17 protein-coding genes are annotated in these 21,753 nt (G+C 47.0%); 11 read left to right on the forward strand and 6 right to left on the reverse strand.

Features of this window, described 5'->3' with window-relative positions:
• Positions 1-5 precede the first annotated feature (5 nt).
• Both QUB06_RS26955 and QUB06_RS26960 read left to right on the forward strand, forming a co-directional pair.
• Positions 6-1,589: a DUF2079 domain-containing protein gene (locus tag QUB06_RS26955; RefSeq protein ID WP_333437887.1), complete on the forward strand. Its 1,584-nt coding sequence runs from the start codon at positions 6-8 to the stop codon at positions 1,587-1,589.
• A gap of 9 nt (positions 1,590-1,598) precedes the next feature.
• Positions 1,599-3,035: a DUF2079 domain-containing protein gene (locus tag QUB06_RS26960; protein WP_333437888.1), complete on the forward strand. Its 1,437-nt coding sequence runs from the start codon at positions 1,599-1,601 to the stop codon at positions 3,033-3,035.
• Between the two features lie 70 nt (positions 3,036-3,105).
• On the opposite strand, the gene cas6 is transcribed toward QUB06_RS26960, so the two are convergent.
• Positions 3,106-4,230, reverse strand: coding sequence for a CRISPR-associated endoribonuclease Cas6 (cas6, locus tag QUB06_RS26965; protein WP_333437889.1), 1,125 nt, complete (start codon positions 4,228-4,230; stop codon positions 3,106-3,108).
• Positions 4,231-4,530: 300 nt separating this feature from the next.
• Here cas6 and QUB06_RS26970 point away from each other — a divergent pair, with 300 nt between their 5' ends.
• From QUB06_RS26970 to QUB06_RS26990, 5 genes are all read left to right on the forward strand, one after another.
• Positions 4,531-4,893: a ferredoxin thioredoxin reductase catalytic beta subunit gene (locus QUB06_RS26970; RefSeq protein ID WP_333146013.1), complete on the forward strand. Its 363-nt coding sequence runs from the start codon at positions 4,531-4,533 to the stop codon at positions 4,891-4,893.
• 147 nt (positions 4,894-5,040) lie between these two features.
• Complete coding sequence (locus tag QUB06_RS26975) at positions 5,041-5,448, forward strand: DUF309 domain-containing protein (protein ID WP_333437890.1); 408 nt, start codon at positions 5,041-5,043, stop codon at positions 5,446-5,448.
• Positions 5,449-5,764: 316 nt separating this feature from the next.
• Positions 5,765-6,235 (forward strand): LptA/OstA family protein, encoded by a 471-nt coding sequence (locus tag QUB06_RS26980; RefSeq protein ID WP_333146005.1) that lies wholly within the window; start codon positions 5,765-5,767, stop codon positions 6,233-6,235.
• A 173-nt stretch (positions 6,236-6,408) separates the two neighbouring features.
• On the forward strand, positions 6,409-7,137 hold the full coding sequence (gene lptB, locus QUB06_RS26985; RefSeq protein ID WP_333034782.1) for an LPS export ABC transporter ATP-binding protein: 729 nt from the start codon (positions 6,409-6,411) through the stop codon (positions 7,135-7,137).
• Positions 7,138-7,218: 81 nt separating this feature from the next.
• Positions 7,219-8,385 (forward strand): LptF/LptG family permease, encoded by a 1,167-nt coding sequence (locus tag QUB06_RS26990; protein WP_333437891.1) that lies wholly within the window; start codon positions 7,219-7,221, stop codon positions 8,383-8,385.
• 14 nt (positions 8,386-8,399) lie between these two features.
• Here the strand turns inward: QUB06_RS26990 and QUB06_RS26995 are convergent, their stop codons facing one another.
• The 4 genes from QUB06_RS26995 to QUB06_RS27010 all read right to left on the reverse strand — a co-directional run bounded on the left by QUB06_RS26995 (position 8,400) and on the right by QUB06_RS27010 (position 17,606).
• Positions 8,400-11,204 (reverse strand): pPIWI_RE module domain-containing protein, encoded by a 2,805-nt coding sequence (locus QUB06_RS26995; protein ID WP_333437892.1) that lies wholly within the window; start codon positions 11,202-11,204, stop codon positions 8,400-8,402.
• Positions 11,194-14,718 (reverse strand): pPIWI_RE_Z domain-containing protein, encoded by a 3,525-nt coding sequence (locus tag QUB06_RS27000; protein ID WP_333437893.1) that lies wholly within the window; start codon positions 14,716-14,718, stop codon positions 11,194-11,196. The genes QUB06_RS26995 and QUB06_RS27000 overlap by 11 nt, the downstream gene beginning before the upstream one ends.
• A complete protein-coding gene (locus QUB06_RS27005; protein ID WP_333437894.1) occupies positions 14,702-16,021 on the reverse strand; it encodes a restriction endonuclease-related protein in 1,320 nt (439 codons plus the stop codon). Before QUB06_RS27005 ends, QUB06_RS27000 begins: the two co-directional genes overlap by 17 nt.
• Before the next feature lie 217 nt (positions 16,022-16,238).
• Entirely contained in the window at positions 16,239-17,606 is a 1,368-nt protein-coding gene (locus QUB06_RS27010; protein WP_333437895.1) for a hypothetical protein, read from the reverse strand.
• Between the two features lie 477 nt (positions 17,607-18,083).
• Between QUB06_RS27010 and pgl the strand changes: the two genes are divergently transcribed.
• From pgl to QUB06_RS27030, 4 genes are all read left to right on the forward strand, one after another.
• Positions 18,084-18,803 (forward strand): 6-phosphogluconolactonase, encoded by a 720-nt coding sequence (pgl, locus tag QUB06_RS27015; RefSeq protein ID WP_333437896.1) that lies wholly within the window; start codon positions 18,084-18,086, stop codon positions 18,801-18,803.
• 207 nt (positions 18,804-19,010) lie between these two features.
• Positions 19,011-19,808, forward strand: a complete 798-nt coding sequence (locus QUB06_RS27020) for an FHA domain-containing protein (RefSeq protein ID WP_333437897.1) — start codon at positions 19,011-19,013, stop codon at positions 19,806-19,808.
• Positions 19,809-19,890: 82 nt separating this feature from the next.
• Entirely contained in the window at positions 19,891-20,382 is a 492-nt protein-coding gene (locus tag QUB06_RS27025) for an FHA domain-containing protein (RefSeq protein ID WP_333437898.1), read from the forward strand.
• 55 nt (positions 20,383-20,437) lie between these two features.
• On the forward strand, positions 20,438-21,175 hold the full coding sequence (locus tag QUB06_RS27030; protein WP_333437899.1) for a PRC-barrel domain-containing protein: 738 nt from the start codon (positions 20,438-20,440) through the stop codon (positions 21,173-21,175).
• A gap of 366 nt (positions 21,176-21,541) precedes the next feature.
• On the opposite strand, the gene QUB06_RS27035 is transcribed toward QUB06_RS27030, so the two are convergent.
• Positions 21,542-21,753 (reverse strand): hypothetical protein (locus QUB06_RS27035; protein ID WP_333437900.1); only part of this gene is annotated, 212 nt, incomplete at its 5' end.

Below are 21,753 nucleotides of genomic sequence, written 5' to 3' on the forward strand. Positions count from 1 at the left end.
ATTTCATGCAGAATAGGGAAAATTTCGCTGATGACCGTGAGGACATCAGTGTCTCGATCGCCGAAAATATAGAAGAAGGTCGATCTCAGCTACCGTCGAGTTTGGTTTGGGCGATCGCTACTGCTGCGGCAATTTTCTTTTTGTGTAGCAGTTTACGGCACGCTTTATTCCAATCAACTGCTTTCGATTTGGGAATTTTTGACCAAGCAATTTACTTGATAAGCCAAAACCAAACGCCTTTTTCTTCTTTAATGGGGATTCATATTTTGGGCGATCACGCAGCGGTAATCTATTATCCGCTAGCTTTGCTGTACAAAATTTCCCCGGATGTGCATTGGCTGCTGTTGGTACAAGCAGTTGCTTTATCCCTGGGGGCGTGGCCTACCTGGAGTTTAGCGCGTTTGGCAGGTTTGAATCAAGAACAATCCCGTGCGATCGCATTGATTTATTTGCTCTATCCGGTGGTATTTAACATCAATTTATTTGATTTTCACCCGGAAGTAATCGCTTTACCCGCACTTTTGGCAGCAATTTTGGCGGCGCGTTTAAATAAAATTGTGTGGTTTTGTACCGCTATTGTGTTAGTTCTCAGTTGCAAGGCGGTGTTGTCCCTAACCGTTGTCGCTATGGGTTTCTGGCTGTTTTTTTGCGAAAAAAAGCAACGGTACGGGGCGATAGCACTTTTGCTCGGTGCAGCTTGGTTTTTGATAGCTTCCCAGAAAATCATCCCCTTCTTTAGCGGCAGCGAAGTCGCTGGAGTCGGGCGCTACAGCTATTTAGGCAAATCCGTAGTAGAAATCATCATCAATCTCATATTAAAACCACAGTTAGTATTAGGAAAAATCCTTTCCTTCGATACATTCAAATATTTATTTCTCCTCACCTTACCTGTGATTTGGCTGCTATTGCCATTTTCGGGAAAAGTACGCCTAAAATATTTAACCGCCCTAATTCCTGCCATCCCTACCCTGCTGATCAATATCCTCTCTGACTTGTCCTTTCAACGCAGCTTAGCCTATCAGTATTCCGTGCCTGTAATTCCCTTCTTATTTTTAGCAGTTCTCGCGAAGGAAGAAACAAGGAACAGGGAAGAAATAACAGGCAACAAGGAAGAGGAGAAAGCCAATAAGCAACAGTTTTTAACATGGGTCAATCGGCCACAATTTAAAAATTTCCGAATTTCTCAACTTTGGCAGGGAATTCAATTGCCGAGAATCATGATAATTTGGTCATTACTAATTTTCCTATCTGTGGGCGAATATAAAGATTTTTATCTCTACATAAATAGACTAGATACCTGGCAAGCTACACGCGAAGCAGTCGCACAAGTTCAACCCCAAAGCAGTATTTTAACAGATAATAGACTTGCCCCTCACTTTACCCACCGCCCAATAGTAAAATTGCTGTCACAAATTTCGCCCCAAACAAAATTAGCTGAATTTCAATACATATTATTAAACCTGCGCCATCCCTGGCCTGATACTGAAAAACTTGGTGCTACTTTAGCAAATCAACTTAAAAAATCTCCCGATTTTAAATTAACTTATCAAAAAAAAGAAGTCCTGCTATTTAAACGAAGGGCTGATTAAATCAATAAAATGCTAACTTTAAAATCCCTAAAATCTCATCCAGTATTTTTAATGATTATCCTGACAGCGATAGTCTTATTTGCTGCCAGCAGCGCGCGGCACGCTTTGTTTCAGTCAACTGCATTCGACTTAGCAATTTTTGACCAAGCAATTTATTTAATCTCCCAAAACCAAACGCCATTTTCCTCTTTAATGGCAATAAATATTTGGGGCGATCACGCCGCTTTTATTTTCTATCCACTAGCTTTACTTTACAAAATATATCCAGATGTTCACTGGCTTTTTTTAGTGCAAGCTGTTTCCCTAGCTTTAGGCGCTTGGCCGAGTTGGAGTTTGGCACGTCAAGCCGGATTAAATAATAGCATATCTTGGGCGAGCGCCTGTATTTACCTCCTCTATCCATTAGTATTTAATGTCAATCTCTTCGACTTCCACCCTGAAGTAATTGCTTTACCAGCACTGCTAGCAGCAACCTTAGCCGCGAGGCTGAATAAAATCTGGTGGTTTTGTGCTGCTATTGTATTAGTTTTGATCTGCAAAGCCGTGCTATCTTTAACTGTGGCTGCGATGGGTTTGTGGCTGTTGTGTTTTGACAAAAAACGCAATTGTGGACTCATAGCTCTATTTCTAGGCGCGGGTTGGTTCCTGGTAGCTACTCAGGCAGTTATACCGTATTTTAATCAGGGAAGAGAACACGCGGGAATCGCGCGGTATCAATATTTGGGAAACTCGGTTTTTGAAATTGCTATTAATTTAATACTAAAACCACATCTAGTTTTAGAGCGTTTGTTTTCTCTAGAGACTTTTGAATATTTAGCCTTATTGCTATTACCAGTAATTTGGTGGCTGTCCCCGCGTCATCTGTCATCTTTAATTAGTGCTGTGCCGATGTTGGCGATGAATATTCTTTCCGATAGGCCCGCTCAGCGGGATTTAGTTCATCAATATTCTGTGCCGATATTGCCGTTTTTGTTGGTTGCCGTAATTTCCAGTTTAGCAGCTAGCAATCAGCAAAAGGGAAAGACAATATTTGATAGATTGCCACTTCCTAATTATCCATTGCCTAGAGTCATTGTAATTTGGTCGTTGATTGCTTTCTTAGCTTTAGCGAAATACGGCTATTTTTGGACTATTTATTTAAATGGGCTCGACACTTTGCCCGCTACCAAAGAGGCAATTTCTCTTGTTGAAACCAAAGGCAGTGTTTTAACAACTGCTCAAATTGCTCCGCACTTAGCGCACCGCCCTGTAATAAAATTTACTGAGGCTAACGCGCCGCCTGCAAATCTCGCAGAATTTGATTATGTAGTGCTGAACCTCAGATATCCTGGCTGGATGAGCGATCGAGAATTTGTTAAAAACTTAGTAACTCAACTAAAAAATACCCCTCAATTTCAACTAAAATATCAGCGAGACGACATATATCTATTCACTAAAAGTCATTAGTCAGCAGTCAACAGTCAGCAGTCAACAGTCAACAGTCAACAGTCAACAGTCAACAGTCAACAAATTCCCGCTAATCCTCCACTTTCAAAGCCCTTCTTGCCAACTTCACGTAAGTTTTCACAGTTTCATAAGGCATTTCCAAATCAGCAGCAATATCAAACAAAGATTCCCCCAATTCCCGGCGCGCCAAAATCGTCGCCCAAGTTTCAGCAATCTCAGCAGCGCGACTTCCACCTTTGCGCTTTCTGTGCGCCATAAACTTCTGTGTCAATTCATCTATTCGCGCCGCCAATACGCTTTGTATAGACACTTCGGGTAGCGCTTCCGTCAACCATTGCGATCGCGTTTGTCCCAATCCAAAAGTTGTTTTGTGGCCCGTGCCGCAATAAGGCGCTAACCGCCCCAAAGCATAAAATAATTGTACAAAATCAGGGCGATTGTGAGCCGATCGCCCTAGCCCAAATTCCACAGCCCCAGTAAATCCCGTTACCATGCCTTTTTTGCCCGCCGCTACCTTTTGCGACTCCAATTTGTGGCGGCTAATAATTGCATTTTCATCAATCCAATTCAAAAATTCTGCTTGGTCAAAATTTACCCCCGAAAAGTTATTCCAGCGGCGCAAATAACTGTGAAAAACATTTTCGGGAACTGGCAAAGGGAAGTGATGGCCTTTGCTACGAAAGCTTGTAGGAGTCACAAAACTAAGTTTGATGGTTGGCGAAAATGGGAGTTCGGCTGTTAATAATTGCTGGTAAGTTGTGGGTTCAAAAGCAATATCCCAAGAGCGAATTAGCAGCGGAGCATTTCGCAAATCTATCTCTTCGGGCAAATTTTGCAGCCACTGACTCAGCCACTGCACTACTGGCTTGGAAAGTCCTGTTACGTACCAGCGATAAATGCGATCGCCCAAAAGCTGAAATTCTTTGCCACCGGGGAGCAAATCACCTTCCAATCCCGAAAGAGTAAAGGCTTTTTCTGACTGTTCATCGTGCAAAAGTTGCGATAAATCCGGGTCAGTTTGGTGTACTTGACCTAAAAACCAAGCGTGCAAACCTATAGCATACTGCGCGTACAGATAGCTAGCAGCGCGGGGAGTCAATTCAAACACTAATCCGACTAACTCGGTGTCAGCCGGCCAAATCAGCCCAGAAGGAGGAGATTTTTTGCTGTGGGTGCGGTTCGGGGAAGTTGCCATCAGATGCCACTAACAGGGACAGGGCTGTGCTATCTTATCCGATTTTTATCCCCTTTGGGGGATGATTGTTGAGGGCCCTCGATCGCCCAAATCTTTTGGCAGCTCCAAAAACCCGCCCTGCTGCAAGTTTCCCGCACCCTCCGGGATAGACAAAAACCACTAAAAAACCAACAACCTAAAACTCAATCTTTGTCAAGGTTTTCCTCCTTGTAAGTAAACAGAAATATACAAGTGTTTAAAATCACATTCTGCGCTACAATTGTCAAAAGCTCGTAGCATCCTCAACTTCGATCCTAAACTATGAACACAACAGAAAAATCTAAACTCTCCAACGAAAAAACTTTGGAGGCGATGAAGAATTTCTCCGAAACCTACGCCAAGCGCACGGGAACTTTCTTTTGTTCTGAACCTTCCGTCACTGCTGTCGTGATAGAAGGACTAGCAAAACACAAGGATGAACTAGGTGCTCCCTTATGCCCTTGTCGCCATTACGAAGATAAAGAAGCCGAAGTAAAAGCCGCCTACTGGAACTGTCCCTGCATTCCCATGCGCGAGCGCAAAGAGTGTCACTGTATGTTATTTCTGACGCCAGATAACGATTTCGCGGGAACTACTCAGGAAATAGGAATGGATCAGATTCAAGCTGTCAGAGACACTATGTAATCGGTTAAGTAGGCGGTCGTGAAAGGGCAGTAGTTTTGAAAATAGGTCGTTAGTTTTCCTATTTTTAAGACTTAGCTATTTAACAAAAATCGATCGCCGCCTACTCAAACACACATCCGCCATCGAAAATCCCCAATCCCCAATCGAATGACAGAGGAAATGCCGATCGAGTTTTGGCAAGGTATCGAACAGTTTAACAGCCAAGAATTTTACGCTTGTCACGATACTTTAGAGGCTTTGTGGATGGAAGCCGGCGAGCCGGAAAAAAGGTTTTATCAGGGAATATTGCAAATTGCGGTCGCGCTTTATCACTTAGGAAATAAAAACTGGCGCGGTGCAGTAATCTTGCTGGGAGAAGGAATAAATCGGCTCAGTTATTATCAGCCCAGTTATGGCGGAATTGCCGTTGAAGACTTGCTCGGACAGAGTGCTAAACTTTTGAGCGCTTTGCAACAAGCAGGGCCGGAAAAAGTTGCTGATTTTTTACCTTTATTAACAGGTGCAGAAGTTGCAGGCTTGCAATTGCCACGAATTATCAAAGTACCGAAAACTTAAATAAAAGTTAAATAAATGTTTGTATTAGGGTGTGCAGTAGACTTTGCCTCTACACAGAGGAGGGCTGGCTTTCTTGCCCGCTGCACAAGCAGATTTATTTGCTGTGGAACGAGCATCTTGCCCGTTCCCGGTTAAGACAGTTGCAGCCACTCAGCAAAATAGCCAATTAAATTCGCTGTTGTCTTGCTAGGATAATTGGTTGAGATTATCGGGTCAATCGATCGACCTCACGGGAATCTTTCTGGCCGTTAAGATAAAATACCTAACTGGAGATAATACCCTTCAGCAATTTCACAAATTTTGAGGCTTGTAAGTTATGATGCCCTCCGCTAAACTACTCAATTCCCGAATATTCAAAGGATTATCGCTGCTGTTGCCCCTCACTCTGGCAGGCGCGATCGCCTCTCCCACCTATTCGCAAGCCAACGCGCCCCGCACCCTCAGCGTGCGATCGGACATTCAAGAAGCCGACTCCAAAACCGGCATCGTGACAGCCCGCGGCAACGTCCAAATCAACTATCCCGCCCGCCAAATACAAGCAACTGCGGCTCAAGCTCAATATTTCAGCCGCGAGCGCCGGATTATTCTCAGCGGAGATGTTTACGTCTTGCAGCAGGGCAACAGCCTGCGCGGCGAAACCATAACATACCTCATCGACGAAGGGCGGTTTATTGCCCTGCCAGACAACCCAGGACAGGTAGAATCTGTTTATCTGGTGGCCCCGGAACAAGATGCGGCAGCCCAAAATACATTGGGCTCCCCACGTCCAACTACAGCCCCCCGGTAAAAGCGGCTCGCAGCAGCGAAATTTCGCCTCAGCCAAAACATACTACTTGGGATAGATGCGAAATTTCGTGTTTATAAAACTAACAAAATTGAAAAGGTAAAATTTAAATTAGAGAGTCGATCGCACAAAGCTGCAGTCTGAAATTGAGCTTGTAGAGGTTGCCGGGAGCGAAAATGAAAATTGTACTCGAAAATATTCACAAATCCTACGGAAAACGCAATGTAGTCAGTCGCGTCAACCTGTCGGTAGCCCAAGGAGAAATCGTAGGATTGCTCGGCCCCAACGGTGCCGGCAAAACCACAACATTTTACATAGCAACCGGATTAGAAAAACCCAATCAAGGCACCGTTTGGCTAAACGATTTAGACATCACTAAATTGGCGATGCACCAGCGAGCACATTTGGGAATTGGCTATCTCGCTCAAGAAGCAAGCATTTTCCGAAACATGAGCGTGCGCGACAACATTTTGTTAGTCCTAGAACAAACTCAAGTGCCGCGCTGGGAATGGCGAGAGCGAGTCGATTTCCTATTGCAAGAATTTCGCTTAGAAAAAATAGCATCAAGTTTGGGAATTCAAATATCGGGGGGAGAAAGACGACGGACTGAACTGGCGAGAGCATTAGCCGCAGGGCGAGACGGGCCGATGTTCCTATTTTTAGACGAACCGTTTGCAGGCGTCGATCCGATCGCCGTAGACGAAATTCAAACCATTATTGCTAAACTGCGCGATCGCAAAATCGGCATCCTCATCACGGATCACAACGTCCGAGAAACCCTCGAAATTACCGATCGAGCCTACATCATGCGAGACGGTCAAATTTTAGCCTCCGGGGCTGAAGAAGAACTCTACAGCAATCCTTTAGTGCGACAGTATTACTTAGGTGACAACTTCGTGCGGTAGTCTTTTGAAGGCATTCCGCAGGCGCCATAATTTTAGATTTGAGATGTTAGATTGAGGAGCAAACTGCAAAAAGCCCAAACTATGAAAATAGCAATATCCAATTCTTTGAATCCCATCAACTGGCTGCCGAGAATTTCAGTAATGGACTGGTACATTACCAAAGAACTAATCGGGCCATTTCTCTTTGGCGTCGGACTCTTTACATCCGTCGCCGTCACAGTTGGAGCTTTATTTGAATTAGTCCGCAGAGTAGCAGAATCCGGCCTCCCCTACAGCGCAGCCATAGAAATTTTTCTCCTGCAAATTCCCTACTTCGTAGTATTGGCTTTCCCCATGTCAATGCTGCTAGCAACCTTAATGGCCTACAGCCGAATGTCCAGCGACAGCGAACTCATCGCCCTCCGCAGTTGCGGAGTCAGCGTATACCGATTGATACTACCTGCTGTGATCATGAGTTTAATTGTTGCAGGCTTCACCTTTGCTTTGCAAGAGTTAGTTGTACCCGCCGCCAGCTACAGAGCTACTCTGACTTTAGACAGAGCCCTGAAGCGAGAAAAACCGACATTTCAAGATAGAAATATTATCTACACAGAATTTCGCAAACCAGAAAAAGGCGGCGACGAAATCCTCGCCCGCTTTTTTTATGCAGAACAATTTGACGGTCAGCGAATGAAAGGTTTAACAATTATCGATCGCTCCACCCCCGGCCTCAATCAAATCGTTTCTTCAGAATCAGCTACTTGGAATCCCTCAGAAAATACCTGGGATTTTTTCAACGGAACCGCTTATATAGTTGCTCCTGATGGCTCTTACCGCAATATAGTTAGGTTTCAACACCAGCAGTTGCAACTGCCCCGCACGCCATTAGATTTAGCTGCCAGAGCGCGGGATTTCAAGGAAATGAACATTGCCCAAGCTTTAGAGCGTTTGGATATCCTTAAAAACAGTGGCGACGAACCGCAAATTCGCAAATTAAAGGTGCGAATTCAAGAAAAATATGCTTTTCCTTTCGTGTGCATGGTATTTGGTTTAGTGGGAGCCGCTTTGGGAACTCAACCGCGCCGCTCCGGCAGAGGAACGAGTTTTGGTATTAGCGTAGTTGTGATTTTTACTTACTACGTATTTTCTTTCATCACCAGTTCTATGGGCGTGAAAGCTGTTTTGACTCCGATTCTGTCGGCTTGGCTGCCGATCGCTTTTGGCTTGGGAATCGGGGGATTGTTGTTGGTGCGGGCCGCGTCGCGCTAGTGAATTAACAGATATTAATCCGAGTCTTCTAAGTCTTCTGACTCCTCAGATTCCTCTGAGTCCTCTAATTCCACAATATCTTTGGCACTCACCGCATACTCTTTGGCTAAAGTGGCAAAGGCAAATGGGAACGGCAGAGAAACTTCATCCGCAAAATACGGCCAGCGGTCTCTCAGATTGTGGACGAAACAAGCTAATTTGCTGCCCTCAATTCCTGGCGAATGAACAACGGCTATCTCTAAAGGTTTGCGGTTTCCAGCTTGCTTGCTGCCATTATCAAGTCTAGACTGTAACTTACGTAATAAGCCCTGTTCAGTAGTTAACCCCATCCTCATGCTTAGATAAAGCGCATTTTCAGGGCTATTACACACACCATTCCAACAAAATAAACCCTTGGCTTTGCTACCAGGAGAATCCTTGACAATACAAACAGGAACTTCACCCTCACCCGCAATTCGCAACCGCACAACCCACAGACGATTTTGTTCTGATTCTGTCATGTGCCGTTTTAGTTCATCTGGTAAATCGTTGGCAGGTAGTTTGGGGTTTTGCAGCCACGCCAGCATTTTTCGGGCATTTTGGGCTTCTGCCATAAAAAGTACGCTGGGAATTTTATCCTTTTCTATTGAGGTATTTAGGCAATCTCTCAAACAGTCAGCTACAAATTTATTGAGAAACTGCTGTTCGCGTTTTTTGTCACTAGACTGCTGTTGTTCGCCGATATCGCTCGTGATTTCACCAATATCGGAATCCGAGTCCCATTTTTCATTAATCAGGTATCCAAGTCCAACTGGATACGATACCCATTTCGGGAATAAAGAAGGAGTGGTAACTTGTACGATTCCTGCGACTGGATTAACTCGCACCATTAATGCAACAGTCGCAGGGGTGTTGCTAGCAGTTGTTTTTCGAGTTCGGCGCAAAACTTGGAAGCACGTCAGCCACAAATTCGGCTCGATGCCATCCTTCTCTAAATCAATTATCGGAGCAGGCAGAATCCCGAATTGTCGCAATAAATCCGAGACAGCTTTTTGTACTCGATTGTCCGAATTTCTAATTTTATATTCCTCACCCTTTTTATTGTGAGCCGTTACTCCGTGAATATGTTGGTTGACATAGCCAGCTTGCATTGCTCCAATTCTTAACGCTAACTTTGGATCTGACTCCGGCGGAAAGAATTGTTTTTTAGGTTTGATTTCAATTAATGCACCGCTGATTCCTTCCGCTTTTGGTAGGGATGAAACAATCTGTATAACGCGCTCTTCAATGAGATTGACTCGCTGTTTTTGGCGGTTGTTAGTTGGGACTGATGCACTATCCAAATCGAGTCTTTGCGTCAAGTCTTCGACGTGCTGAGTTTTGATGAGCAAGGAACCTTGAGGACTTTGATAAAGAGTCTGTTCTCCTTGCGCTCCGGAGAGAGTCTCATAAACCCGAGCATTCCCTGTTGGTGATAGATCGAGTAGCTGACAAATTTCAGCAATGAGTGCATCTCGACATCGTTGAGTTTCCCAGAGGATAAGTATTGTATGCAGGGGATTTGCGGCGGCCCTAAATACAGCAGGTACAGCAATTTTTGGTCGCAGCATAGGGGTAGATAAATCGTTAGGGCTTTTAGGTGATTTATCACTTCTCTTTTTTGGTTCTCCCTTCTCCCAGAAAGGCACGTATGTGCCTGATATCCTTGTAGCTTCACCCACTCGTTGAATGGGTAAATTAGATTGCTCTATCCGATTTTGAATTGCCCGATCGATACTTGCTAAATCCAGCGGACTGACACCGGGCAAACAAGGTGCATCGCCACGATGCCGAGTGTCGTAGGCAATGGCTATTTGTATTCCCTCCGGTTCTTGACCAAACGCAGACCAATCGTGCTTTGGCTGTTTAACTAACTCTTTTGGGTCGGGAAGTCGGGAGTCATTACTCAGAAGTAATCCACTGATAGCTTTAGGCCACAGAAGTTCTCCACCAGAACGTTTTTTCACAGGCAAAGGCATAAAACAGAACGGTTGTGGCACACCATCTAACCATCGGTGATTATCCCCAATCAAGGCAGTGGCTCCTCGGTACGGCAGACGCTCTAGAGGTTCCACAATCCACCGCCGAATTGAAAGTTGGTGGTAAATCATGGGTTCCTGACGCCAAGGAACTGTTTGCAGCTTAAAACGGATGACAAATGAGATATCTGCTGTACCAACTTCTTGGTTTTTCTCAATCGACACCGGATGGGGAGGCCAGGACATCAGTTCAGCACCCTTATTGAGGCTGACAACTCGGTAGAAGGTTAGTTGATAGCGATCGTTTTCACCAAAGCAGACTTGAGGATTTTCGAGAAATTTAACAGCTAGGTAATCGGGAAGTGCTTGGAAACGGATCTCATCATATTGATTTTCGGGCCGGCGCAGCAAAGAATAAGTTTTAGGATCTTCCCAACGCCAATCTCGATCGTCTAGCTTTTCGAGATAGGAATCTACTTCCGCCTCTCCCAAACTCGTGCTAAATTCTTCTCGAAGCCAATCTTTGATGAATTCTGACAAATCAGAAAGGTCAGCCTTTTCTGTTGCAAACAGCCAAGTTGCACCCGGATGCTGCCAGCCATAACGCACCGTCTGGATAATTTGCGGGAAGCTGGCCGCTATGATGCGATCGAGCGAGTATACAGGCACAGACGGATAACCTTTGCCAAGCAGTTTGACGCGCTTTTGTGCCAGAGATTTAGCAACTTGCTGCCATGCAGTAGGAACAATTAAGGAAAAGAGATTGTATTCTAAGTCCTGAGTCAGTTCCCAGGCTCCGGGAAGAATGGTATTAAATGTCATAGCGTAATTTTTTTGTTTCTTTGAGTGCATTTAAGAAAGCTCCGTAGAGCGATCGCGCGAGGGTTCTGTCACAGGGTGGTTTTCCTTCCCCCTCAACCGAGTCTTGAAGTTCTTTGATAATTCCCGCCAAAAGCGAGGTAACAACGCTGTCGAGTTCCCCTTGGGCTGATTTCGGCGCGAATTTGACATCTAGGAAGTGAACAATGCAAGGAACACCGCCCCGCACCAAACGCCCGATGATTTGCCAGATACTCACTAATTGAGTCCAACAAAGTACAGAGCGTTCATCATCAGTCAACTGTTTGAAAGACATCGCCCGACAGTTCAAATCGAGCATCTTGTCTACTGCATATCTGTAAAATTCACTGTGAACATTTGCCAGGGTTAGAGTGTCGCCGCGCCGCCCAATTGGCTCATACAAAGCGAAATTTGAGCAATTTTCCAGCGCCCAATTGTTGAGTTGCTGGACAGTGGTTTGCCAGTCATCGGGGACTGGCATCGGTCTGCTCAAAAATACCGCTGCTCCAAATGCTGCTATCCGGTTATCGTTGAGGATATTGTGACCCCGTTCTAAAGCCATTAAAGGTGCAATTACAATCTCAGTGGGAAGTTTGTTTAAATCCCGAATTTTACCCCGGCGAATCCCGCTTAAGTCAGCAGGAGCATTGTCGCGACGGAGAACTTTAATTCCGTCAATATTTTCAACGGGGTAAATTGGTTTCAAAACTGACTCAACCTGTGCAGCTTCGTCGTAGCTGTTGGCGATCAGTAAAAGGCGTTTGCGATCGCCCCACCGCTGCGGGTCTTGCTGTCCTTTATCTGTTAACGTCTCAAATAGGCGATCGAGAAAGCTATTAGCTTTTCCCGGTCTGTTAGAGACAGCCTCAACCATCTCCTTTGCGGCTTTTTTCCGTGCCGCCGGAGGCAATCCCGATAGGGCGATATCATTTCCAACACCATTCTGCTGCGGTGTGAAAAAAAACTCACTTTCGCCAATCCCAGCATCGCCAGCTTGGTGATTATTAGAGGCAGGTTCTAACAATACTGTAGGTCTTTTCCGAATGTGATAAGCGGGAGCACCCGGAGCGTAGCTAGTACCTGAAATCAGCACTGTATGAGGGCCATCCCAATCGTCAACAGCAAAAATAGTGGGGAAATTGAGGAGTAAATCGCGACCGACTCCAACGTAGCGAAAATACTCCAATTTGCCACCTCTGCTGCTGCGATCCGGCGTATATTTGAATCCCAAAATATTTCCCACAGGTGCAGATGGCAGCACCGGCAGATAGTCGCGGGGCGGGCGATAAACTAGGGAAAGACTGGTGTCGTGCAAATCAATAACGCGCGATCGCATTAAGGCGCTTAAATGGTCAACCAAAAAGGCTAACCGATTACTCAGCACAGCCACGAGAATTGCAAAGTACAAGTGGCGCGTTACTTCACCCAACTTAGTTTTATCGGCAATAGAAATTCCCAAAGATTCAAGCCACCTGTTTAGCCAATTAGCTACTTCAGCTAATGCCAAAGTCTCGCTTTCTGCACTCAACAATGTCAAGGCAATATCTGAAAGTTCTCCTCCTTGGCGGCGGTTGACAGGTGCTTGCAAAAAATTCTCTATTGTCTGCATAACCTGTTTGCGGCGCTGGCGTTCCTCGAAAGGTGGCAAACCGGCTTCAATCCGGTTCCGCCGCTGCTGACTGCGTTCTTTGCGGGTAAGTTTAGTTTTGGGTTCGCTATTTTCTGTCTCTGGTTGAGGTTCCAAGATGTCGCGGATAATGCGGGCAAATACAGAACGGCCCGTGAAGGGAGTTGAACCCAACCATTCAACCAGTTCGGATTGGTTGTGTAGCTTGGGAAGGATGATGTCAGCAGCACTTTGAGCGTTGTCGTGGGCTTTTTTTGCTGCTGCCACTAATTCAGCCGCCATGCTGCGGCGATCGGAATTGTAGATAGCATTGGCAAATTTATTTCCGAGTTTATTTAATAAGGAGTTTCCCGAAGCATCGACTAACACTTCATCCGGTGCAAAAGCTTCGTCAAATTGCACCTGTACCCGGTCAGCTTCGTCAACAAAGAGAAAGTGGCATTCGCGGTAAACAGCTTCAGCAAAAGTAAGATTTTCGTCAAAGCCCTGACGGGAAACGCGGGTATGAATGAAGCTGGCGGTTGTTAGCACCCACACCAAAGATTGAGCGATGTCTCGTTCTAGTTGGTGGCGCGGACACTTATAATAAAAAGGACAGGTATATTTATCTTCTGTATCGCTTTCTTCCCAATCTTCTAAGTCTTCACTGTCTATTGCTTTTTCCTTTGGGTTGGCGGTCACTTTTTGGTAAAGATTGTGACAGGGTTCCTCGCCAAATTCCCACTTATCTTCTGACTGTACTAAAGCTAATAAGGGACAAACAAAACTAAACCAGCGCCACGCGGGATGAATGGCTCCTTGTGCAATGTCCTCGCCCATTGTTGCAAGGATGGGTTCGTAAATTTTTTCCAAATGTTGAGAGCGATCGCTCCCCAGTACGGGAGCTGCAGAAATGCCCATTCCGTGCCAAAACAAGGATGCGAGGCGCACCTGTGCAACAACATCATTAACAATTAAGCCGCAGCGATATCCCTGTTTTGCCAAATGGTAAATCAGAACTTCTAACAGTGTGGATTTGCCAACATTCAATAAACCGACAATGTGGACGAGTTGCTCTAGTTTCAGTTCGCTACCTGGGGAAAAATCATCAGTGGATGCGTCATACAACCGCAAGGCAATTCCTCGAAGGCGCCTGTGATAGTTTTCTCGGCTGTATCCCGATTCAGCCAGCTTACAATCCATTTCTTCGGCTGAAATCAGCAACTCTTCTAGGGTGACGGTATGAGAGGGATTGTTCTTAGTGCGCTGGGGGTGAAGAGATACCTGCGGCGCGGGTGCAAGATTAGCAACAGCTTGAGGAATATTGACAGGAACCTCAGTGGGAGAGTTACCTTTGTGGGAAATTTTGGCATACCAATACCCAGGATTTGCTAGTTGGGTTTGTCGTTTTTTGTGCTGGGGGGTTGCTGATAGGGTTTGCTGATATAGCTGCAAGCGTCGGGGGTATGTACTTGAGGGAATTAATTGGGGTACTTCGCTGATGTCTGTTAAGCTGAATATTCTCAAAATTTCAGGAATGCTGATGTATTCACAGAGCGATCGCTCCCATTGATTCCCTTTCCGTCGCAGGAGATAAAAACGGGCTTTTTTTACCAGCCCCCAGTTAGCATCATTTAAGAGTGCTTCAACCGGAAACCGATATCCCGAAAGTAAAGCTGAGACTGAGGCGGCGGGTTCTTCAGGAGCTATTTCCCTCAGCAGTGTTAGCCCTAATTCCACTTCGGCAATCAGTTGGGCAAGGCGGCTAATTTCTCGCTGCTGTACCTGGGCATCAGCGTCGGAAAGGCTAGAAGCGGCATAAGCTTTTAAGTCCTCAGAGTTGCGGAGTGATTCCCGCAATTGTTTACTCCATTTAGCAAGATCGCGCACGGTTTCTATCCTCCATAATTTTTTCCGCCTGGGAGATGATTTCGCCAATCAGCATTAAGCGCACGCCACCTAATTCTGGTTCGAGTTGTTGGCGTACCACTTGAATCCGCAGTTTGTCTTCTCGCTCGTCTGGGAACACAATAAAGGTTTGGGTGGCATCAAGCCGATACTTCACTTTCTGCAAGCGTTCTTCGTCGAGATATTCCCAGTCTTTGACATCGATCGCCCAGCGAATTTTCTTGCTAAATTCCACCAGCAAGTCAAATTCATCTATCTCCGGCCACAGGGTGACGCGGATGCCCAATTTTGTGAGACTTTCTGCTAATTGAATTTCCCAAATTCCTGGGATTGTTCCGTAGCGATATACGCCTGGGGTAACGGCTTTCCAAGTTTCTGCCTCGTGTTTGGGAATTGGCGGCAGCGGTGGGAGATGAAGTTTGGCACTTAGCTGTTCGCAATTTTTGTTTCGGCAGCTATGGATTCCATCTCGGCGGCGGCGCATTAAATAGTTGCAGCGAGGACAAAAATGATAGGTGTTTTCTTCTGCTAAATCGACTAAATCGACATAGGTTTGTGATAAGAATTCGCGCAGGGGTCTGAGTTGGGAGGAAGATAGGAGGCGGCGGTATTCGGGGTAGGGGAGGACGGGGCGATCGATAATTAGTTTCCGATAGGTTCGATAAGCATCTCCGAGTTGGTGTCCCCGACAGTATTCGAGGACATCTTGCAGGACTTTCTCTTGAACCTGCCTTTCTACATCGACACCTTTAACCTCCCACTGTTCGGCAAAGTGGGAAACTGACCCATCTTCGATGAGGGTGACATCGGTTGAAAGGTGTTTAATTTCTGCTGCTGGTTTCCACTCAACAACAGGATTTTTTGCCCAGTCAAAAAAATCTGGCAGGTTTGAGGGGACTTGTTCGTCTCCTTGCAATAAAGATGTTAAGTACATTCGGGACATCCCGATGCGGAGGGCTGTTGGGATGTGCTCGCGCTTGCTGGGTTCTCGTTGTCCCCACTCTGCCAGACCCGTCGCTAGATACCGCAAGGTTTCCGTTACGGATATTTGCAGTTCGGGTTCTTCAGCTTCAGGGGCAAGCAGTCGGAGACTGCGGGCAGCATTGTCCTCCCATTCCACGTCGATGCCTCGCATTGTCTGCAACCAGCGTTGCACCGTTGCTTTCTGACGGGGCTGCATTGCCAGTTCTGTACACAACTCTTCCAGCGTTGGCCCCTGTTTGTGGATGCGAAACCACTCTCGCAGTACCTCAAGGATTTTGTCTCGGTGTTTTGTGATTTTCACGGGGCTCTCCTCCCCTTGTGAGGTTTGACCCATTCTGACACCCCTCTCACTGGCGCGTCAAGCAAATTTTTCAATGTTTCCACGATGTTTCTGATGTTTCCCTTTTTTTGCATGAGATTGAACAGAAAATATAAAACCCCCGACATTTGAAGATGTCGAGGGGAAAAAGGGGGAAATTCATCAGTTCACCGCCTGCTGAGACGATACTAGAAGCAGTTCACGGATTAGAAAAAGTATTGATTTCGCCACCCCCAATGTAGCGTCCTGGAGCCAGAGAGCGGGGTGTAGCAAAAGTTTGAGGTTGAATGGGCTGCACGCCCTGATTTGTATTTTGGGGAACAACTCCAAAGTTAGGCTGCTGCGGCAAGTTAAGCTGACTCGGTGGAGGTGTTTGAAATTGAGAATTCGCTGAATTGGGAGAGAATTGAGGGCTAATTATCTTGCTTCCCCCAATCCCATTCGGAAAGGGAGATGAACTGACATTGGGAAGTAAAGGTGTTGGCGAAGGTATGGCTACGGGAAGTGCCGCAGGTTGAACTTCAGGTGCCAAGCCTGAGCCAGATAAATTAGTTTGGTAGGGATTTTTCGGCAAAGCCACCGGTGCCGCCCCTGCATTAATTTCGGGGAGGTTCGGCACTCTGGAATTTAACCCAGCAAATGATTCAGAGACTGTAGCTGTCGGTTTTAAGAATTCTTGAGATTCGTTGCTCACAGTATTTGTCGGAGCCACCAGTGGGGGAAGTGCTGTGGGAACATTCACAGGATTTGCTCTACCTTGAGCTGTAGCGGTCGTTGGGAGCAAATTTGTCGCATTTACTGCTGCCGGATCGGAAGCGGGTCGATCGAGCAATGTAGCCTCGTCTGCAGTTTTCTCACCTGAAGCCGCCGTTGCCGAAGTGTTAGCAACGACGTATTTTTTCATAGCTGCTTGCAGCGGACTCAAAGGCAGAGAATTTTCGTTTTGTTTATCTGAATTAGCATCACTAGACGCCTGCGATAAAGTTGCTGTCGCTGTACCCCGAGACTCAGGCTCGATCGTTTTTATCCCGGAATTTAGTCTCCCACTGCCAGATAAACTCAACGCTGATGTTGCGTTTGAACTTAGCAAGCTGGAGTTTTGGGGGTTATTGTTTCCGGCCTCGACAGCAGGATTTGCTAAATTTGGCAAGGACACCAATCCGCTGCTTCCTACCCGTTTGGGGGCTGAAGATGGCTCAGGAGTTTCTAACTCCCGATCTCGAAGTTCCTCGAATAAACCTTTGCTTTTTACTACTGATGAATTTAACAAGTTCAGTTCAGAAGCAGTAGAGCCATTAAACTGATTGACTAGCACTGGTGAGCTGTCGATTTCAGCCGCAATGGCGGTATCTTCAGCAGATAGCCCCGATAGCGAAGCTGGAGTGTTTGAGGCTGGTTCTTCTTCGCCATCTATGCTCAACCTTTCTGGATTTACAGAGACCTCCCAGATGAATAACCCCCCTGCACAGAGCACGGCTAACGGAGCCCAAACCGCCGGTTGCGTCCAGTGGCGCAACCGCGCTATTAGATAGCGGACTGATGTAGGAAATCGCTTAAAATTTGACATAGTTTTGCTTCCATCCGAGCCTGCGGATTTAAAACTATTTTTCCTACTCTACCACATCAATCTTGATTATTTTTGCTATGCCGGGGTAAGTGCGATCGGGAGCATCTCGGTTTGGCTTTTACTGTCGGTGTGCGATCGTCCGGCTCGCTATATTTATAGACTTTGCTGTGCGGGACGGCTCGGAGTCCCAAAAAACGCTTTTTACTTTCTGCCCAGATGCTCCGAGTACGATCGAACTTTTGATTGAAAGTTGCGAAAGCTCAATGCAACCGGTGAAAATCCATAAAGCACTGGTAGAAATATGTCTTGCTTTCCTTAAATCAAAGGGCATAAGATGATAAAATTTTATGGGATGCTGTACCCGGCCTGCCGGGTCTGTCAGCCGATCGACCTCAAACCAAAATGTCTAACCAAAATGTCAAGGTAAAATTGGCAATTGCTGAGAACAACACGAATAGGAAAGTTGAGAGGAAATTAATGAAAAAAGTAGTTGAAGTATTAGCAAATCGGGAACAATTAATAGATCGAGCGCTGGAGATTGGGCTGTCGAAAATCTCAGAAGCCATAGCAGAACGCGGACTTTGTACGATCGCCGCAGCGGGCGGAAGCACACCGGAACCCCTCTACAGAGCGATCGCAGCCCAAGACCTGCCTTGGGACAAAATTCACGTTTTCTGGGGCGACGAACGCTACGTTCCCCCAGAACACCCAGACAGCAATCAAAAAATGGCGCGGCTCGCGTGGCTCGATCGAGTGAATATCCCCGCCAGCAACATCCACCCCATGCCTACAGGCGCCGGCGACCCCGCAGCCGACGCTGCGACTCACCAAACCGAATTGCAGCAGTTCTTCAAAGTATCCGAGGGCGAGTTTCCTGCCTTCGACATCATTTTATTGGGCATAGGGGACGACGCCCACACAGCCTCTCTATTTCCCGGCACAGCAGCCTTGGAAGTCCGCGATGCCCTAGTAACTGTCGGCAACAAAGACGGTCAACCCCGCATTACCTTTACAGTCCCCTTAATCAACCGGGCCCGGTGCGTCATCTTCATGGTCGCAGGAGCCAGCAAACAACCCGCCCTTGCTCAAATTTTTGCCCCCGCAGCCGACGAAATGACTTATCCAGCCAGACTCGTTCAACCAGAGGGCGAGCTTTGGTGGCTGCTCGATGCGGCTGCTGGCGCAGCAGTAAAATAGCCCACAGAGCCGCCAGCGTGCCAACACAGTCAGCATTATCACTAACTCAATCTTGCCCATCACAGCTAACGTCACGGCGTCAGCTCAGTTGCTAGTATTAGAAGCAATATAAGAATTGTGGCGGTTAAAGTTAAAATTTGACCATATACACGACGAGTATTTTTATGAGGCTGATTTGAAAATCTGGCCGATAGCAAGGAGAAATCGATGATTGTCTGTCCCAATTGCAATCACCAGAACCCCGAGGGGGCCAGCCAGTGTGAGGCTTGCTACACGCCTTTACCTGCTACCGCAAGTTGCTCGAACTGCGGTGCAGCAGTTCAGACAGATGCAGCATTTTGCGGCCAGTGTGGCTTTAACTTGCGTCCGGGTTCCATATCCATAGTTCCAGAAGTTGAGGTGACAGTACCGTCTCCCTCGCCTGTAGGCCCCACAGTGGTATCGTCACCGGCGCCCGATTTAGTGCCACCCGATCCCCTGATGGCAATGGAACCTCTAGTTAGCCTGAATAAGGGGCTCAACTTGGAAAAAACTACCGCCAGCATTCCGACGAATCCAGATCCCCCGCCTTCGCCCTCGGTTCCTGTTACAACTGAATCGGTGGCAACACCAGTAACTATCTCTCCTCCGGTTCCGGGCCCACAGCCAGCAGGTGTAGCTAAAACTCAACTGCAACAGCAGTCCGCGCGGCTGCTACACGTTCAGACAAATACGCCGATGGAATTGCCTCACAGTCTGGCTGTGGTTCACATAGGCAAGCCAAATGACTTAGTGCCACCGGATATTGATGTTTCGGGATTTGCTAATTCTGAGATAGTTTCTCGGGTACACGCAAATCTCCGGGTGGAGGGAGATGCTTGCTACCTAGAAGATGTAGGCAGTTCCAACGGCACTTACGTCAACAATACTCCGCTACCCAAGGGAAACCGCCACCGGTTGCGACCGGGAGACCGCATCTCTCTGGGCAAAGGAGACCTGGTTACGTTTTTATTTCAAATCTCTTAGAGCGAGTTTGGATTGGGCGATCGAAAGTCTAAAATCTAAAATCGCATCTTGAGGCGCTCTACCAAAACTCAATTCTGCCAATGTGATTAAGCTGACCTTGCTACATCCACTCCAGTCTATACCCGTCCGCAGTTGGATCTTTGAAGACGAGCAGGTCGTCCGGATCGGGCGCTCGACGGAAAACCACGTCGTTCTTTTTAGCGCTGTGGTTTCTCGTCGCCACATCGAATTGCGGCGCAGCGGCATAACTTGGGAACTGATCAATTTAGGTACCAACGGCACTTACCTCGATGGTAAGCCGATCGCTAAGGTTCCCATTGTGGACGGTCTGATCGTTCACTTGGCTCGCTCAGGGCCGAAAATTCAAATCAACGTAGGCCCGAATCAGTCCTCAGTCCAGTTAGGACAAATTACCGTCAAGCCCAGGGAGGCTAAGGAAATTCACGCTCCCTCGGGCGGGGTGCACATTAGCACGATTCCTGTTCCCGACCAAAAAGAAGTTGGCACTTCCAGGGAAGAGGAGGAGTTAACCCAGGCAGATAATAATCGCCATTATTCGGAAGAAGAATATTAAATCGGCTTCTTTGGACGATCGACATTTTTCAAAGGCGGCACTCAGGAGTTTATTTATGAGTACATCACCACAAATTGTTAGGCGCAGCGAACTGCTCAACCGCCGCACCATCGACCGCAGAACGGCGGAAGAGGTCGGCAGGGTAGATCGGGTTTGGCTCGATGCTCACTCCCAGCGGGCGATCGGCTTTACTTGCAAGTCGGGACTTTTGGGCAGCAAAAAAACTTGGTTCGCTTGGGCGCAAGTTGATACGGTGGGGGAAAATGTTTTTGTCACCATTAACCCGGAACTGCCGGAATTGCATCAGCCGGAACAAGCTGTTTGTCCGATCGGGCTTGAGGTGCTCACGGACGCTGGGAATAAGGCAGGTGCAGTGGTTGACTACCTATTTGATGTCCGCACGGGTTCAGTCACCCACTACCTATTTAAATCGAGCGGCTGGCGCGGTGTTTTAGACGACATTTACTTGTTACCTGTGGCAGCTATTTCGACCATCGGCAGCAAGCGGGCGATCGTCTCTGAAGCTGCTGTATCGGAACCCGTGCAGTACGCGGACGGACTGCACAAAAAAGTCGGTCTGGTAGCAGAGTTTTTACACGAAGATTTCGACAGAACTCTCAAAAATGTGGCAGGTGTGAAGCGGGGCGCTCAAAGTCTGGCGGAAAAATTCCAAGATAAAGCTCTAGAAGTCAGGGATGTAGCTCAAGAAAAAGTTGCAGAGTTGAAGCGGCAAAGGCAAGAATCTGTCCGACCAGAGCCGAAGCCGGAGCCGCCTGAGTCAGATTTGAGCTGAAGTTTGACCTTCCCGCTCGCCGGGGGACTAATCGCCGATCGCATTTTGGGGCCGCGCGCGAGGAAGGTCGATCGGTATTTTCGCTATCAGAGAGTGATGCGTTGTCGCTCAAAATTCGAGTGCTGCTCAAAGCATTGTATTTTAAAGGTATCGCATCAATAAGGAAAATGTTAGCAACTCAAAATGACCTATGCTGTTTGATACAACTCACATCTTGCACCATTCTCAAGAACAGGCAAGATGCCTGTTCCACAAAGAGTGAATTTTCTTGTGGAACAGGCAAGATGCCTGTTCCTAAACAAGTAATTGAGAATGGTGCAACATCTCAGATACAATCAACAAGTATTTTATCTAGAGACCCCAGGATTAATAATTGGTTAACTTCTTTCTTTGTAAACAGCAAGTCGTTGAGCAGTGACTGTCGCCCGATCGAGAAGTCGCATCAGCGGTGCAACCAGCGCAGGTCTGAGTTAAATTCTCTGGTTCGTCAGCGGGAAAAGGGTAAGGAACCCCACGCTTAAAAGCGGGGGCTTTTAGGAAGTCCGGCTCGTTCCGAGCGGTGCAAGAAGAAAGCCCGA

The sequence above is a fragment of the Microcoleus sp. D2_18a_D3 genome (genome assembly GCF_036702455.1).
In the GTDB taxonomy this organism is placed as follows: domain Bacteria; phylum Cyanobacteriota; class Cyanobacteriia; order Cyanobacteriales; family Microcoleaceae; genus Microcoleus.